General features: G+C 56.5%; 17 protein-coding genes and 1 riboswitch. Of the genes, 7 read left to right on the top strand and 10 right to left on the bottom strand.

The genetic code is table 11. The features are described from left to right. Window positions 1–68: 68 nt before the first annotated feature. Window positions 69–551 (top strand): RrF2 family transcriptional regulator, encoded by a 483-nt coding sequence (locus tag AD949_RS06315; RefSeq protein ID WP_048836381.1) that lies wholly within the window; start codon window positions 69–71, stop codon window positions 549–551. A gap of 275 nt (window positions 552–826) precedes the next feature. Here the strand turns inward: AD949_RS06315 and AD949_RS06310 are convergent, their stop codons facing one another. Further along, complete coding sequence (locus AD949_RS06310; protein ID WP_048836380.1) at window positions 827–1,360, bottom strand: GNAT family N-acetyltransferase; 534 nt, start codon at window positions 1,358–1,360, stop codon at window positions 827–829. 182 nt (window positions 1,361–1,542) lie between these two features. Here AD949_RS06310 and AD949_RS06305 point away from each other — a divergent pair, with 182 nt between their 5' ends. Continuing rightward, window positions 1,543–1,932, top strand: a complete 390-nt coding sequence (locus AD949_RS06305; protein WP_048836379.1) for a VOC family protein — start codon at window positions 1,543–1,545, stop codon at window positions 1,930–1,932. Window positions 1,933–1,976: 44 nt separating this feature from the next. On the opposite strand, the gene AD949_RS06300 is transcribed toward AD949_RS06305, so the two are convergent. Beyond that, window positions 1,977–2,933: a DMT family transporter gene (locus tag AD949_RS06300; RefSeq protein WP_048836378.1), complete on the bottom strand. Its 957-nt coding sequence runs from the start codon at window positions 2,931–2,933 to the stop codon at window positions 1,977–1,979. Window positions 2,934–3,091: 158 nt separating this feature from the next. On the opposite strand from AD949_RS06300, the gene AD949_RS06295 reads away from it, so the two are divergent. Further along, a complete protein-coding gene (locus AD949_RS06295) occupies window positions 3,092–4,033 on the top strand; it encodes a metallophosphoesterase family protein (protein WP_048836377.1) in 942 nt (313 codons plus the stop codon). 94 nt (window positions 4,034–4,127) lie between these two features. Here AD949_RS06295 and AD949_RS06290 read toward each other — a convergent pair whose 3' ends face one another. Both AD949_RS06290 and crcB read right to left on the bottom strand, forming a co-directional pair. After that, window positions 4,128–4,334, bottom strand: coding sequence for a cold-shock protein (locus AD949_RS06290; RefSeq protein ID WP_043551757.1), 207 nt, complete (start codon window positions 4,332–4,334; stop codon window positions 4,128–4,130). 278 nt (window positions 4,335–4,612) lie between these two features. Further along, window positions 4,613–5,065 carry a fluoride efflux transporter CrcB gene (crcB, locus tag AD949_RS06285; RefSeq protein ID WP_048836376.1) on the bottom strand — a complete coding sequence of 151 codons (453 nt, stop codon included), beginning with the start codon at window positions 5,063–5,065 and terminating at the stop codon, window positions 4,613–4,615. Between the two features lie 83 nt (window positions 5,066–5,148). Next, window positions 5,149–5,214, bottom strand: a riboswitch (Fluoride riboswitch). 198 nt (window positions 5,215–5,412) lie between these two features. Here crcB and AD949_RS06280 point away from each other — a divergent pair. From AD949_RS06280 to AD949_RS06270, 3 genes are all read left to right on the top strand, one after another. Continuing rightward, window positions 5,413–6,426, top strand: a complete 1,014-nt coding sequence (locus tag AD949_RS06280; RefSeq protein WP_174766753.1) for a DMT family transporter — start codon at window positions 5,413–5,415, stop codon at window positions 6,424–6,426. A gap of 244 nt (window positions 6,427–6,670) precedes the next feature. Then, complete coding sequence (locus AD949_RS06275) at window positions 6,671–6,997, top strand: hypothetical protein (protein WP_048836375.1); 327 nt, start codon at window positions 6,671–6,673, stop codon at window positions 6,995–6,997. A 188-nt stretch (window positions 6,998–7,185) separates the two neighbouring features. Continuing rightward, window positions 7,186–8,562, top strand: coding sequence for a hypothetical protein (locus AD949_RS06270; RefSeq protein ID WP_048836374.1), 1,377 nt, complete (start codon window positions 7,186–7,188; stop codon window positions 8,560–8,562). 86 nt (window positions 8,563–8,648) lie between these two features. On the opposite strand, the gene AD949_RS06265 is transcribed toward AD949_RS06270, so the two are convergent. The 6 genes from AD949_RS06265 to AD949_RS06240 all read right to left on the bottom strand — a co-directional run bounded on the left by AD949_RS06265 (window position 8,649) and on the right by AD949_RS06240 (window position 14,523). Next, on the bottom strand, window positions 8,649–9,416 hold the full coding sequence (locus AD949_RS06265) for an SDR family NAD(P)-dependent oxidoreductase (RefSeq protein ID WP_082064790.1): 768 nt from the start codon (window positions 9,414–9,416) through the stop codon (window positions 8,649–8,651). Window positions 9,417–9,453: 37 nt separating this feature from the next. After that, complete coding sequence (locus AD949_RS06260) at window positions 9,454–9,660, bottom strand: hypothetical protein (protein ID WP_048836372.1); 207 nt, start codon at window positions 9,658–9,660, stop codon at window positions 9,454–9,456. 606 nt (window positions 9,661–10,266) lie between these two features. Continuing rightward, window positions 10,267–11,472 carry an acyltransferase family protein gene (locus AD949_RS06255; RefSeq protein ID WP_048836371.1) on the bottom strand — a complete coding sequence of 402 codons (1,206 nt, stop codon included), beginning with the start codon at window positions 11,470–11,472 and terminating at the stop codon, window positions 10,267–10,269. Window positions 11,473–11,568: 96 nt separating this feature from the next. Then, a complete protein-coding gene (locus AD949_RS06250) occupies window positions 11,569–12,393 on the bottom strand; it encodes a ferritin-like domain-containing protein (RefSeq protein ID WP_048836370.1) in 825 nt (274 codons plus the stop codon). Between the two features lie 188 nt (window positions 12,394–12,581). Then, window positions 12,582–13,013, bottom strand: a complete 432-nt coding sequence (locus tag AD949_RS06245) for an acyl-CoA thioesterase (RefSeq protein ID WP_048836369.1) — start codon at window positions 13,011–13,013, stop codon at window positions 12,582–12,584. Window positions 13,014–13,056: 43 nt separating this feature from the next. Continuing rightward, window positions 13,057–14,523 (bottom strand): AMP nucleosidase, encoded by a 1,467-nt coding sequence (locus tag AD949_RS06240; protein WP_371277366.1) that lies wholly within the window; start codon window positions 14,521–14,523, stop codon window positions 13,057–13,059. A 155-nt stretch (window positions 14,524–14,678) separates the two neighbouring features. Here AD949_RS06240 and AD949_RS06235 point away from each other — a divergent pair, with 155 nt between their 5' ends. Next, window positions 14,679–16,181, top strand: a complete 1,503-nt coding sequence (locus tag AD949_RS06235; RefSeq protein ID WP_048836367.1) for a UvrD-helicase domain-containing protein — start codon at window positions 14,679–14,681, stop codon at window positions 16,179–16,181. The last annotated feature ends 53 nt before the right edge of the window (window positions 16,182–16,234 follow it).

Below are 16,234 nucleotides of genomic sequence, written 5' to 3'. Positions count from 1 at the left end.
AGGTGTATATTTCATACACCTTATAGGATGCTGGCTAAAAGCCTGTCAAGTGGAGTACACACGGCCTTATGCGCTTGACCTTGTACACAGATTACGCCCTGCGAACGCTCCTCTATCTAGGGGGGCATGCTGACCGCCGTGTTTCCATCCGTGAGGTGGCGCAGGCCTACGGCATTTCAGAAAACCATCTGGTGAAGGTCATTCATCATTTGGGCCGGGGTGGCTTTGTGGATACGCTGCGTGGTCGGCATGGCGGGTTGATGCTTTCCCGACCGCCGGAGCAGATCAATGTGGGCGATGTGGTGCGGCATACGGAGGATGATATGGCGCTTGTCGGCTGTATGGCTCCCCCCGGTAAGGAGAGTGGCCGTGCCGGGGAGCGGTGTATTCTGGCTCCAGCCTGCACTCTGCGCGGCGTGTTAGGGGAGGCTCTCGGCGCGTTTATGGCTGTGCTGGACAAGCTGACACTGGCCGATTTGCTACGGCCTTATGAGATGCAGACTCTGCGCGCCATTGCGCCAAAGCAGGAAAAAGTCGTGCCAGAGGCTTAAACACGCTGGACTCCTCCTTTCTATCCTCGCTTTGCTGGTATGTCGGCTTCTGGTATGTGTTTTTGGGAATTTGTGAACGAGTTTTATGATACCGCCAACGCGGTGGTGACGGTCAGTGACATGCGTTTGCTTAAGGCTGGCACAACAGTTGTGCTGTCTGGCGTCATGAATTTTTGATATAATGACCAGCGGGCTGAGTGTTGCTTATTCCATGTTAGAACTGGTGCCGCACGGATGTGTTCTCCCAGTCTGATGGCTCGCTTGTCTGCAAATTTTTAAGGTTCCGCCGCTTGACGCGCGAACATTAGAACCTCTTCCTTCATAAAAGTTGTTTTTGTAAACAGCGTGAATCCATTTTTCTCGGCAACACGAACCGACGCTTTATTCTGCGGAGCGATAATGCACACGGAGCGCCTGTAAGGTGTCTCGCTATCCAGCCAGACACAGGCGGCTTTTACGCCCTCGGTTGCAAAGCCCTTCCCGTGACACCATGAGGCCAGAACCCAACCGGCTTCCGATATTCCATCCATGGACGGTGTCACCCCACGATGCGCTTCATTAAAACCGATAGTGCCCGCAAACTGGCCAGTCTGCTTTTCCCGCACCATCCAGAAGCCAAAGCCCATGATGCCCCACAGTCCGCGATAATGGAGCAGCCTGCGCCATGTGGCATTACCATCTTCCGGCTGGCGGGACGTGTAGCGGGCCACAATCGGGTCAGCCCGCATCACCGTGAATTCTTCAAAATCTTTCCTGCAAGGCGCATGCAACAGCAGACGCTCCGTTTCCAGAGACGGTATTTCAGACATTCTTATACTCCGCGCCCTCAGACTCTGGCCGGTGACACAGCGTACTTACTGCAACGCACCCGGTTATTTTCATTCCATAACAAAGAGTGCCAGCACGGCACGCTCACCGCAACAGAGTTTGACGGAAGCAGGTATCAGGCTAGTCTGCACCGCCCCATATCGGGTAAGGAGAAAAACACGTCATGTTCAGCCATATTATGCTTGGCAGTAACGATATCGCCCGCTCCAAACGGTTTTATGATGCCATTATGGGGGCCATGGGCTGCGGCCCGGTGGAACCGAATGCCAAAGGGCGGCTGGCCTACGTGCATCGCGGTGGTCGTCTGGTTATTACCAAGCCGCTCAATGGCCAGCCTGCCACCGCAGGCAATGGCAGCACCATCGGGTTTGCCGTAAGCAGCCCGGAAGAGGCAGATGCTTGGCACAAGGCTGGCGTTGCCAATGGTGGAGAAGCTATTGAAAATCCGCCGGGCATCCGCAACTCCGCCGATGGTGGTCACTATTATCTGGCCTATCTGCGTGACCCGGACGGAAACAAGCTATGCGCGCTTTTCAACATCCCCTCTGAATAAAGAAGTTTCCTGAACTACGCGCGCCCGTGCTTGGCTTGCCCGGTCTAGCCGGGGTGCGTGGCAGGAGCAGGCTGTTTCCTATGTGCTGTCACGCAAGACAGCACACTGGCGGCCACCAGTCCGAACGCCGCCAGTTCCAGCGGGCGGGGCAGTCTCTGTTCCCACAAAAATCCATAAAGCAGCGCAAAAAGCGTTTCAAACAGGATCATCTGTCCTGTCATGGTCAGCGGTAGCAGGCGGCTCATGCGGTTCCACAACGCATTGCCGACAATGGAAGCCAGCAGCGCCACCGCAAGGGACACGCCAGAAAATCGACTCCACGCGGCTGCCGAATGCCCTCCCCGTTCTGCCAGCAGAGCAAACGGTAACAGCAGGGCGGCTTGTGCGCCGGTCACGACACCGATCAGCAGGTTCCAGTCATGCACAGACACAGCGCGCAGGCGGGTCAGGCAACGGCTGTTGCCTACGGCATACGCCGTCCATGAAACCAGCGCCCCTACGGCGCAAAACAAACCTTGCACCGTATGCCCGGACGCCTGCGGCACCATAAGCGCCTGCCAGCCAATACACGCCGCCCCGGCGGCACACAGGGCTAGCGAGAGCGCCAGCGTTCTGAGGGGAAGCGCTCCTTGATCGCGGCTGCCAATCAGTGTGACCGTCACGGGTAAAAACCCGATGATGAGGGATGTCAGAGCAATTCCGCCGCTCTGCACGGCCTGAGACAGCAAAATATAATAAATCGTGTTTCCGGCTAGAGAGAGCCAGACCACAGACTTCCAGTTCCGTGCGCTTAGCACGCCGGAAATCCGTTGCCAGCGCGGCAGAATCAGCAACCCGGCAATCGCCCCGTATGCAAGGTATCGTCCGGTGGCCAACAGTGGCGGGTTAAAGTCCCGCACGAGTTCGGGCGCAAGCAAGGCCACCCCCCACAAGGCTCCAGCGCCTGCCGCACAGAGAATACCCTGTCCTGTCTGGCTCATCGGCTTCGGCTTTGTCGCCATGGGGTCTGCTATCCTTCCCGCAGATGCTATGCGCGCCAAATCCGTCCACACGGCCGCGCATATATTAAACATTTGTGACAGATCTGGCAGCGCACGGCGTTTTGCGCACAGTGGAGGCCAGCAGTTCACCCTCTCAATGGATACGGAAACCGCCGCTCATGGTCCAGTTCAACCGCCGCACATTTCTCTCGCTGACCGCGGGCCTGACATTCGCTCCGCTTACCCGCTCCCTCGCCGCCGTGCCTAACCGGCCGCCGTTGCGCAAGCATGATCCATTTACCTTCCTGTTCATTACGGACACCCATCTTCAGCCTGAACTGAACGCCAACGCAGGCTGCCACAGCGCCTTTCTGAAAGCCCGCACCGTTCCGGCAGATTTTGCCATTCAGGGCGGAGACCATGTGTTTGATGCCCTCGGCGTGAATGCGGGCCGCGCCACAATGCTGATGGATCTCTATAAGCGCACGGCGGATGATCTCACCATGACGGTGCATCACACCATCGGCAATCATGACTGTTTTGGCGTTTATACCAAAAGCGGCGCACAGCCGACGGACCCGTTTTACGGCAAAAAATATTTCGAGGACCAGTTCGGCCAGCTCTATTATTCCTTTGACCATAAAGGCGTGCATTTTGTAGTGCTGGATTCCATCGGTATTACGGTAGACCGGATGTATGAAGGCCGGATTGATGCCCTGCAGATTGCGTGGCTAAGCCGCGATCTTGCTGGCCAGCCGGAAGGTATGCCCATTATTATTGTCACCCACATTCCGCTGGTCACAGCAATTGAGGACTATGACGCCCCGCCGGAAAAACCGCAGAAACACCACGGTATAAGTGTGGTCAATGCGTATGAGGTGCTGCCGCTGTTTGACAAATACAACGTGATTGGCGTGCTACAGGGTCACACGCATATTCTGGAACGCGTGGAATGGCATGGTGTGCCCTATATTACCGGCGGCGCGGTCTGCGGTAACTGGTGGCATGGCACACGTCTTGGCACACCGGAAGGTTTTATGGTGGTGGATGTCAAAAATGGCGCTTTAAAAACACGTTATGAAACCTACGGCTTTCAAAGCGTAGACCCGCGTAATACCTGAAAACACCAATCCGGTGTGGAAGCATACCCCGCGCCAACAAAAAAGCCGCCCCAAAGGGCGGCTTTTTCACACAGCAAATCTGCGGTTTAAAGCGTTAGAGCGCTTTAATGCTTACCGCAGATGTCTTGCCGTTACGACCAGCTTCGAGCTCATAAGAGACTTTCTGGCCTTCGTTCAGAGTGTGCATGCCAGCGCGCTCAAGTTCAGAGATGTGAACGAACGCATCCTGACCACCATCTTCCGGCTGAATGAAACCAAAACCCTTGGTGGGGTTAAACCATTTTACGGTGCCTGTTGCCATAACAAAGGCTCCTTCACAAACAAAAGCGGTCGTGCACAAAACACACACGAAATCATAACTTTTAAGGAGATATACCGAACGCAACACGCGCCGAAAACCCGGATAAAAGCACCCGCTGAGCTAAGCCATGCGCCTATCCGGGATGGAATGCAAGGATTAAAGCACATCTTTAAAGACTAAAAGGAGCCAGAAGTCCGTCTTTATCCGTTACTGAGGGAGGCTCATTGCCTTTTTTAGGACGGGAATTTCCCACTTCACACACTTGCAGTTAGAGGGTCTCAGCCTTCCATCTCCCCTTCCAGATCACTCTGCGCCTCCGCCTGTGTGAGCGGTACGGGTTGGCCGTTTAGACGCGTGGCCAATAGATGGCCGAGCGAGACAGCGCTGAGACACAGCAGGACAGAGAGCGTTACAGTCGCCAGTGCCCGTCCCCACGCGCCACTACGCAGAAGATCCAGCGTTTGCAGGCTAAAGGAAGAAAAAGTAGTGTAGCCACCACACAGGCCCATCATGACAAACAGACGCATGTTGTCAGACACCGGATACCGTCCGTCGGCCAGCGTTAGTGTGCTGAAAAACCCGATGATAAAAGACCCCACGACATTGATCCCCACCATGGTTCCCCACGGCATGGTTCGGCTAAAAGGGGCCGTTAGCAGGGTTACGCCATAGCGCGCCAGCGTACCCAACGCACCGCCCAGCATGACCAGAAGACAAGCAGTAAAAGACATTCCCAGAGCCCTTCATTCCAGCGGGTGGTGCTGAAAGCCCGCCACGCTGCGGCGGGAACAAGACGCACGTCTCCCGCCAGATGGATACGGCAGGAGTCATCAGCCCTTACTGGGGCGGTTAAAGGGTGAACCCCATCCCCTTGCGGCTTTTTATAAGGCGTTCGCCACGACGGCTCAAGCTGGCAGAGAAATGCAACCCTGCACCTCTGCCAGCCCAACAGGCGCAAATGTACTTCCAACCTGCGCCATTTTTTGCTTAGTGCGCGGGCAGAAGCCGGAACATGCCGGTGTGCAAGAACCACACCTTTCACCCACCGACGCAACCAGCAGAACAGCACAGGCAGTCTATGGACCCCAAAACTCTTTTCTCCGGCATTACGCTGGCTCTGGGGGCGTTTGCCTCCTTCGCTATCAGTGATGCCTTCTCCAAACTGCTTGGCGGGCAGCTTGACCCGTTTGAGGTTGCCTTCTCTGGCGGGGTCTTCGGTCTCCTTCTGCTGCCTTTTATCCGTAAGCCTGAAGAGTCTTACAGCGATGTGTTCCGCACGCAGGAGCCCGGCATGTGGGTGTTGCGGGCGTTCTGCACCTTTACGGCCACGGCAGCCAGCGTGGAAGCCTTCATGCTGTTGCCTATGCCAGAAGCGCTTTCGTTGATGTTCCTCATGCCGCTGTTTGTCACCATCCTCTCGGTCGTGCTGCTGAAGGAAAAAGTGACCTCATGGGCATGGCTGGCCGTGGTGCTCGGCTTTATTGGTGTGCTGATTGTGCTGCGCCCCGGTGTGCGTGCCCTGCATTTTGGGCATCTGTGCGCCCTGATTGCCGCCGTTGCCAACGCTGTGAGTGTCATTGCCTACCGTCTGGCGGGGCAGGATAGCGCACGGCTTTCCCTGTTTGGTTCCAGCCTAGTCGGCCCATTGGTGGGTAACGGGCTGCTGATGTGGGCCCACGCGACATGGCCGCACGGCGTGACCATGTGGGTCTATCTGTTCGGATACGGGTTTCTGGCCGCCTTTGGCCAATTTCTGATGATGATGGCCACCGCCCGCGCCCCGGCCAACCGCGTCGCCCTGCCGCAATATAGCCAGATGGTGTGGGGCGTGGCGCTCAGCTATCTGGTCTTCCATCAACCGCTGGATGGCTGGACGTTTGTGGGGATTCTGGTTGTTACCCTTTCCGGGCTGCTCAACTGGATCCGTCAGCGCATCCGGTATGAACGCATGGCGTTAAGGGAACGTCTAGAGCGCATGCACGCTCGCAAGGCGGCCAAAGCTGCGGAAAAAATCGCTGCCAAACAGGCCAAGGAGCAGGCAATGCGGGACCGCCAGCAGGCCATTGCGGACAAAATTTCCCCCACCCGATAGCGGCCTCCACCGTGAGACTTTTTCTTGCCCGGCGCATCTCCATGCGTCGGGCTTTTTTTGTTTAGACGCTGGGCAAGTAGAGTTCTTTCAAAAACGTGTACTCATTTGATGTTTTATTAACGTCAATTGTCTCATTTTCGAGAAAAAGTCTTTTGACTTCCGCTCAAGATTAGTTACATGATTTTAATCATTGATGAGCTTATCAAAACCCCAACTATAGCCCTCATATTTCTGGAGCATTTTCATGCGCACACTTTCTGAATCCGAACTGAATGACGTCTCCGGTGGCGGCTCTTTCCTCATTCCCCCCACGCTTGTAGGCATTGGCGCACTGGCTGGAAACACCATCATCGGCATTGATAACACGATCAACAGTTTTCAGGACGCCATTGCCCCCATTGGCGTGGTGCTGACAGCACTCAGCGGACCCATTACAGGCGCGCTGCACCAGTTTAACGATTACGTTATCTACAAAGCCACGCAGGGCCTGAACACCTTTGCTCAGACTCTCGGCGGTACCATCGCGCCGGACTATCACTACGAAAATGAATGGATCCACGGAATCAACTAATCCCGTTCTTTCCATTTCTCTTTTCTTTTTACACTAAAAACACAGGCTGTTTCAAAAAGACCTGTGAGTAAAAACGAGCCTTTTCCGGGGTGGGAGACGTGCGTCTACACCAGTTTTCTACCCCGGAGTTGTCACGCCCTGACTCATGGCCTTACTTTGAAATATCCTTTCAAACAAAGGATTACCGCATGTCATATGCTCCCCTTGCCTTGACAGAAGAACAGCTTGCAAAGCTCCGCGCCGATACAAATGGCGGCACGGAAAATGTTCTTAAAGGCTATCAGGATATTGTATCCTTCATTGCGCAGGCTAACAGCACCGGCAGCAATACCCTCAGCCCAGATAGCACCTTCTGGTACCAGCAGGCCATTACCATCAATGGTAATGACATGACGAGCTTTGGCAACATCTTCATCCACGCCGCGACTGCTTATGGATCACATTGGGATGGCGGGTCCGTTACCTTTCAGCCGCTGTCAGACATTATTGCGGGCTCCGTTATTCAGGATGCATTAAAATCCGGCTCACTCCAGCAGATCAACACCATGCTGCGGGATGATATTGAGGCCTCTCTGAACGTTGGGCACATGACTCTGGGTGGTTGGGGCGGGTCTTTTTATTACTGGAATACGCCATACGACGGGAAAATTACCGTTGGTCAGCAAATTCTGGCAAACCCGCAGGAATATGACAAATTTGTCGCCACCACCGCCAATGCGCTGTGCGTAACGGGCAATCAGGTTATCGAACAGCTTGGCCTGTCCGTGCAATCTGGCTCTCTTCCAGTTCTGATCGATAATTTTGTTAATGCACTCAATGTTGGCGTGCCAACGCTGGTCAATTCCTCGTGCCCGATTAACGTCAAAGCCGACATTATTGCCCGTGCTGTGGATGTTGAGTTTTTCGGCGGAAGTGCCGCAGGCAACCCCAACATGATTGATGGCTATGTGTATCTGGGGAAAGACCTGTTTGGCCACAGCCAGTGGGTGCCGACGGTCGGGGTTGTAACATCCCCTGTGCATCTGTCCCTGAAAGATGGCTGGATTACCAACCAGCTAGACAGCCTGCGCGCCACCCGCATTGCCCAGCAGGACACGCGCTCAGGGAATGGTGCCACCAATATTTACGAGGCCATTGCACAAGGCGCACACCGCCTAATTCCAGTTCCTTCAGAACTGCAAAAACCGGACGGCACCTATATGGAACTGCCGAACCAGCCTTATCCGCAGCCTTTTAACCCCGGTAAGGATGCTAACGAGCATAACACTCTGGTCAATGCCGTTATTTCCAAGCTGGGTAACGGTAACACGACACCACAGACGTCCCTCAAGGCGCTGTCCGCCAATGTCATGGCGGATTTCCTTGCTGCGTCCCCCCACACGGCGCAACCTGCCGCTGTTGCCGCCGCACAGGCTCCCGTACCTGAATGGGCGAGTGCCGCCGCACAGCCGGAACTTCAGACCGCAGCCGCTGCCGTGCTGGCCACAAACCATGCCATGGCACAGTCTGCCCAGCATAACGTGCTGCCAATGGAGCGTCATGGTCTGTTCAGCCACGCAGTCTGATTGCCCTGATGCCGAAATGCCGTGCTCCCTCCGTAGGGCACGGCGCCTTATCTTCTCAGAATCAGCACACAGACGCCTCGTTTTGCTCAGTCAGCCATTGTCCGATCCACAGCAAGGCCAGCGGACGCCTGACAGGTGGGCATCATTTCCACATGATTAATGTTTACGTGCGCAGGTAGCGCCAGAATCCACGCCACGGTTTCCGCAATATCCTCCGGCAAAAGAGGCTTGGTCCCGGTATAAACCGCATCAGCCTTTGCCTGATCACCCAGACGCACGGCACTAAATTCACTGCCACCACACAGGCCCGGCGCAATGGTGGTCGCCCGCACCTGTTTGCCTAGCAGGTCACTCCGCAGGTTCTGCATGAACTGGTCCACAAATGCTTTGGTCGCCCCATAAACATTTGCACCGGGATAGGGATACGTGCCTGCTGTGCTGCCCAATGAAATGACATGCCCGCTGTTACGCGCCACCATACCCGGCAGCAGCGCACGGGTTATTTCCACAAGGCCCGTTACATTGGTGGCAATCATACGCTCCCAGTCAGACGGCTTTGCTTCCCACGCTTTTTCTAGACCCAGTGCCAGACCGGCATTATTCACCAGCACATCCACCTCACGCCAACCTTCCGGTAGGGAGGCGGGGAGTGCCTGCACAGCCGCAAGGTCTGTTACGTCCAGTCGGACCGGCAGCAGCGCGGGACCAGCCTCCTGCGCCAGCGCATCCAGCCGTTCCTGCCTACGGCCCGTGGCAATCACACGGTATCCATCCTTCACCAACCGCAGCGCAATGGCATGGCCAAACCCTGCCGTGGCACCCGTTATCAGAACTGTTTTGAGAGGACGTGTCATTGCTCTTTTCTCCATAACATGGCGAAATCCTACCCCATCATGCGCCTAAAAGGCGGGCCCTGTCACGGTTCACCGATAAGGCCAGTCCCAGCCCCAGTTCCAGCCTCAGTCTCAGCTCGGCTGAGCTTTGCGACTTCTGCGCAGGCGGTTTAGAGGCAGGCTGCTTCACGTTATAGCCTTCAGACGGCGCCATGGCGTCCAGCAAAGCCTGCCCCCGTTCTTCATCAGGCACAGACAGCGGCATCTTTCGAAGTTTCTGCGGAAATTTGATTCTTGGTTCACCAATGTGCGGGCAACGTCACCCCTTTTGTTTGTGATGCTCTTTGGGTGATGATCGAACTGCCTCTGCTGCCCATTGCTGCAAAGCGTGCGGAGGGTGGCCACGTGTGCCTGATCGTAGGCTGCTCGGATGATGGCGTTACAATTCTCCGGACAAAAATGATGCTTGAGGGTGGTGTTTTGACGTTAGTTTATCAAAAAAGGCGATATCGAAGGTCTCGCCTTTATGGAAAAGGACTATGTATAGTCAATAATGCTATTGCTCACTTCACGGATGTTGCGCGTGTACGATATGACACAATAAAACGCATATCGGACGGACAGTTTATGGGAGCAGACTACATATTCTCTCTAGAAAAAATTTAAGATTTAAAGAGGTGTTTTTTCGAAGTGGTTCCTTTATGGCGTCATGCTCCTAAAAGTCCTTTTATATATCCGCCTAAAGGGACAATAAGAGTTCAGTTTAAAGGGTGGACCTGAAAGGCGTGTGGGGATGACTCTTTTGTTTATGAAATACTATTTCTGAAAATCATTTCTTATACCATTCGTGCTTGAAAATAACTGTGCAGCGTCAAGGTCTGGGTTGTTCTGGTGAAATCCCGCACGGTGAGGAGGGTTTTCCAAGTTGGTTCAGACGCTGGCGCAGGATGCGGTTTAACGGTTCAGAAAACGTGCGGCTGATCGCGCTGGCCAACAGACCGGAGCCGATGAAGAAGACGGCAAGAAGAGCCAGACGTTCAAATCCGGTTGCGGGCACAGTCGCGGGGGGTAGCAGGGTGCGGAGCAGGCCCAGAATAATCAGGTGGAACAGATAGAGTTCGTAACTCAGGCGGCCTGTCCATTCCAGTCCACGCAGCAGGCGGGATCGGGTGGCAAGCGGGCCGTTTTCATGATGGGCGGAAGCGATCAGCAGCACCGCAGTCCCCAGCGCCATGGCGGAGACGCCCCAGATATTGGTGGCCCCGATGGACCGCCACAGGTAGAGTGTGGCCATCCCGAGGAGAACAGTAGGCTGGAGCAGGCGTCCGATCAGCCCGTCCAGCCGCCAGCGCGTGGCGAGACCAGCGGCCATGCAGCCGATGGCAATGCCGTCAAAAGACGCCAGATAGGCGAACAGGAAACCGGCCTCATCATCCTGATGCGCCATGCGGTAAAACGGGCCTACCAGTGCAATTAACCCCCAGAACAGCATGATAAGCGGCTGGCGACGGAGCGTGAGGGCGACCAGCGGGAAGGTGAGGTAAAACACTTCCTCCACGGACAGGGACCACAGCACGCCCAGCGCGTAATTGGCCCAGCCATAATGGGCAATAAAGATGTTGGTGCTGAAGGTGAGGGCGGCCAGATTGGCGCGGAGCATGGCGGCCAGCGGGGAAACGCCCGGAATATGCGTGGCAAAAATGGGTACCCCGGCAAGTGCCAGCCCATTAACTAGAACCAGCAGCAGCAACAGGCACGGTACAATACGCGCTATGCGAAAACTATAGAAGACGCGGGCCTGTATGGCGGCGAGACTGCCCCAGCGGGCCAGTGCGTTGCTGGTGATGAGAAAGCCGGAAATCACAAAAAACAGCGTGACTCCATAATTGCCGTTGCGCGCCACAGCCCGCACGCCTTCCGGTGTCAGTGCCGCGGCCAGCGCGGAATGGCCGAGCGGATAGGCAATGCAGAAATGGTGGAACAGCACCAGAAGGATGGCAATGCCGCGTAGAAGGTCGATCCGCCGGTTGCGCAGGCCGGGGGTGACAGGCGGTGTTTCAGAAAGCTGGGAGGCCATGCGCAGATCTGTCCAGAATGATGTCCGGACGGTTCTGGCGGGCTTTCATGGTGAAAATAAGACGAAAACGGAACGAGTAACGGCCTGTAGCGCCGTTCAGGAAATCCCGGCCTCGCGGGCAAATTTGCGCTGGCGGCTGAAGAACAGCTTTTCCGTGACGAAAAAGGCCAGATCCTGCACTTTGCTGTGCGGAGTGAGGCCGATGGTCTTGAACACCATGCTGGTCACCCGGCGCAGGTGGCGCGGCTGGTAGTTCTTCATGGCGCGGGACATATAGGCCGCAATGCAGCGATTGTGGTCGTAAGGCAGGGAGGGGGGCTCGTTGGTGGTGTAATAGGCGGAGGCGAGTTCATCATCCTCACTTTCCGTCACGCGGCCCAGTGCGATGCGGGCACGCTGCCATGTGCTGATGCGCTCGCGTTCCAGATAACGGTGCATATGGTCATAAAACAGTTTGAAATGCCGGAATTCATCTGCGGCAATCTGTTTGCACAGGGCTTTGAGCACGGGCTCTTCTGCGGCGTCAGCCAGCGCGGAGTAGAAGGAGGACGTGCCGGTTTCCACCATGCAGCGGGCAATCAGTTCCCCCGTGCGGGAGCCACGGACGGATTCCTCAACTTCCAGCGGGATATGATAGAACTCCCGGTAACGCTGGAAAGCGGCCTGATAGTCCCATTCCGGGTCGGCCAGCATCGCCCAGCGGCCTAGCGCGTCTCCATGCTGGATTTCTTCTACGGCCCAGTGGTCCGCCGCCTGTTTAAAGTCCGGGTCATCATGAAACACATTGTTCAGATACAGGGCGTAATCCACACTGTTGCGTTCCACCACGGCGGCGGCCTTGATGGCGGGCACAAGCTGAGGGTCCACGCGGGAGGGGTCAAACTCATCCCATGGTAGCTGGTCAATCTGCCAATGTTTCATCTGCGCCGGGTCTCCCGTCCTGCTGCTCTTTAAACCTGTAGGCGTCAGGCCGCCTGCGCGGTGCGCATGTTCGCGAGATGGCCCAGACTGTTGCTCTAGACCATTCCCCGCCGAGACGGAATGCCATGACAAAAAAAATACAGAAGCAGCGGCGCCAGTCGGGCAGAAAGAGGGGGCGGGGGTGCTGTTCAGACCATCGGGGTAATGTTGGGGGAGTTACAGGTTGTTGCCGGGGGCAGAGGGCGGGGACGACGGTTTTCATCCAGTGCGACAAAGGTGAAATCCCCTTCCGTCACTTTGGAGGTCAGATGCGTGTGGCGTGCGCGCCGCCATGTCTGCACATGGATGGTGAGCGAGGTGCGACCTTCCCGCGTGATGTTTGTGTAAATGCTGACTTCATCCCCCACCACCACGGGTTCCATAAAGATAACGCCATTGATGGCAACCGTTGCGGCGCGCCCGTTGGCTCGGATGGCCGCCGTGGTGCCCGCGGCAAGATCCATCTGGGAGAGGATCCATCCGCCGAATACGTCCCCCGCGGGGTTGGTGTCACTCGGCATGGCGACCACGCGGATGGTGGGAATACCGCTGGGCAAATGAGAAGCAGAAGCGTCAGCCATGATGTTGAGGGTCCTTATTTCAGTAAAAAAAACAGAGGGTGTGTTATCGGAAGGGAGGTTCATCAAAACCGCGCAGTTTGCGTGAATGCAGCCGGGTTACCCCCTGCTGCCTGAGCAGATGCATGGTTTCTATCCCTACCATCAGATGCTGGCTTACGCGCTCACGATAGAACGTATTGGCCATGCCGCGCAGCTTCAGTTCTCCGTGAAGAGGTTTGTCTGAAACACAGAGCAGCGTGCCGTAGGGCACCCGGAAGCGGAAGCCATTCGCGGCAATCGTGGCGGATTCCATGTCCACGGCAATGGCGCGGCTCATGTTGATCTGGGTAAAGAGCTGCGCCAGCCGGAGTTCCCAGTTTCGGTTGTCGGTGGTCATCACTGTGCCGGTGCGCAGGCGGGTCTTGATGGCGGAGTCGTGCAGGCCTGTCACCAGCGTGGTGGCCTCCTGCATGGCTACCTGAACCTCGGCAATGGGGGGCACCGGCACCGAGAGAGGTAGGTCGGCATCCAGAACGTGGTCATCCCGCACATAACCGTGGGCCAGAACATAATCCCCCAGCATCTGGGAGCGGCGCAGGCCTGCACAATGGCCGACCATCAGCCAGCAATGCGGGCGCAGTACGGCCAGATGGTCTGTAATGGTTTTGGCATTGGCGGGGCCGACGCCGATATTGATGAGCGTAATGCCGTCGCCGTCCGGGCGGCACAGATGGTAGGCGGGCATTTGCGGCAGGCTGCCGGAGGGCGTGTGGGGGGCAGCGCTGCCGGGGCCGGTATAGATATGCTCTCCGGGTTCGATAAACGCGGTGTAGTCCGCTCCGGCATCCACCTGCGTGCGGGCGTAATCACGGAAGCTATCCACATAACGCTGATAGTTGGTGAGCAGGATGAATCGCTGGAAAGAACCGGGTGTGGTGCCGGTGTAATGATGCAGGCGGGCGAGAGAATAATCCGTGCGTTCCGCCGTAAACAGCGCCAGCGGGCGCGGTCGGGTGGGGTCGGGCAGGAGTTCGCAGTTGGCGATGCTGTCATCCGTGGTGTGCAGGTTGGGTAGGGCGAACTGTTCCTGCAACAGGGGCAAGTCCGCTTCTGTCAGGCTGGTTACGGTCTCTTCCAGCACATAAGGCAGCGGGATGGGGTGGTGCGAGCACCCAACCAGCACCGGCTGCCCGTAGTGATGCAGCAGCGGCGTAATCTGTTCCCGCAAATAGTCCCGGAACAGGGCCGGGCGGGTGATGGTGGTGCTGTAGAAGCCGGGGTCCAGAAGCACATCAAACGGCGGACGACCCTTGATGGGGGTGCCGGGGGGCAGTTCCAACGCAAGGCAGGGATAGGTGGCCTGATCCGGCGGACAGCCCTGCCGGTCACGGAATGCGCCGTGGAGCCGCTGGACGCTGGCGTCATACAGGGCGCACAGGCGGTCAATGGCGGCGTCTGCTGTAGTGAAGGCTTCAAAATCCGTCCCGGCGGTAGCGCGCAGAGCGGTCATGTCGGGGTTTGTTAAAGTCATACCGCACCATAACGCGAGAACATGGCCGATAGGCAACCGTGTCCGCCGGGGTAAGGCAGGCCGGGGGACGGTTTTCTGCGCTGCGCGGCGTATCTGCGCACGAAAAAGTGCGCTATACGCCCCCAACTGCTGACAGACGAGGCCCGAGACGCGCGATGATAGCCATCACCCCGGAACAGACCGCCATTCTGGACACGGCACCGACGTCCAGCTTTCGCGTGATTGCCGGGGCCGGGTGCGGCAAGACGTCCACGTTGGAATGGTTCAGCAAGACATGGACGCGCCATCGCGGGCTGTATCTGGCCTTTAACACCGCCATTGCCAAAGAGGCCCGTGCTCGGTTTTCCCGCCAGATTGAGGCCCGCACGGCCAACAGCTACGCTTATCGCAGCCTGAATATTGGGGAACTTGGCCGCAAGGTGCAGGGACGCTACATGGCGCGTGACCTCTGGCGGTTGGAAAAACTGCTGGGCAGCAAGGCAGGCGGTGCGCCGGATGTGGTGCTAAAAACGCTGAACAATTTTTTGATTAGTGAAGGTTCCAAAATAACGGCAGATCACTGCCCGGAGCCAGATAGTGGGCGTAACAGGCTTGTTCGCCAGTTTGTGGCGCAGGCTTATAAATATCTGGTTGCGTTTGAAAAACATGATTTGCCGATCACGCATGATCTTTACCTGAAGAAGTTCGAGCGTGAACAAAAAATTACCGGTTATGACTATGTTATGGTGGATGAAGCGCAAGACCTGAACCCGGTTCTGATTTCCATCCTGAAAAAATCCGGCCTGCCTATTGTTGCGGTGGGGGACCCGAACCAGTCCATCTATGCGTTTCGCGGCGCGGTGGAAGCCATTCGTGATCTGGAAGGTCCATGCCTGCCGCTGACCCATAGCTGGCGTTTTGGTGAACCTGTGGCGCGTATGGCTAACGCTATTCTTGCGCACCACTCCCGTAAACCAGCACACCTGCTACACGGTAACCCTGCGGTAAAAAGCCGGGTGCAGTTGCACCGTAAAGGCGTAAAGCCCGAGCATAATACACTCGTTCTAGCCCGCACGAATGCCCGGTTGTTTGAAGGGCTGGCCGACAGCACGCGTCCGTTCCATGTGCTAGGCGGGGTTAATGATATGGTGCAGGAAATTCTGGCGGCCTATAGCCTGTATCAACGCCAGTTTCAGCCTTCTCTCAAGCCGGAGGGGGCAGCTTTGGAGTATGGCTCATGGCGGGAGTTGGAAAACGCGGCGGAAGGGCGGGATGCGGACCCGGTTGCCAAACGGCTGTTTGGTATTGTGGAAAAACACAAGGATACGCTTGATAAAAAAATAAAAACCATTCAGACGCTCTACCGCGAGAGCGCGGATGAGGTCAGCCTTGTCTGCTCTACCACGCACAAGGCCAAGGGGCGGGAGTTTGATGCGGTTATCATGCTGGATGACTTCCTCTCCCCCGAAGAATGGAGCAGGCGGCGCACGCAGTTTCAGGACCGTGCGAGAAAGCTGGAGCAGGAAAACGGCCCGCTTTCCCCGCGCCTGAAGGCAAAGCTGAAGCGTGATCTGGATAATTGTGATCAGGAAATCAATTTGCTCTATGTGGCCTGCACTCGTGCGCGGCTGACATTATCTTTACCGGAAGCGTTGTTTGAGTTCTGGAAAACTGTTTAGCCAGACGATAGCTCTTTCAGAGCAGAGCAGAGCAGAGCAGAGCAGAGCAGAGC

Origin of the sequence: Acetobacter orleanensis (assembly GCF_001581005.1) — a bacterium.
In the GTDB taxonomy this organism is placed as follows: domain Bacteria; phylum Pseudomonadota; class Alphaproteobacteria; order Acetobacterales; family Acetobacteraceae; genus Acetobacter; species Acetobacter orleanensis.
This window is presented reverse-complemented; position numbering and strand designations above follow the sequence as displayed.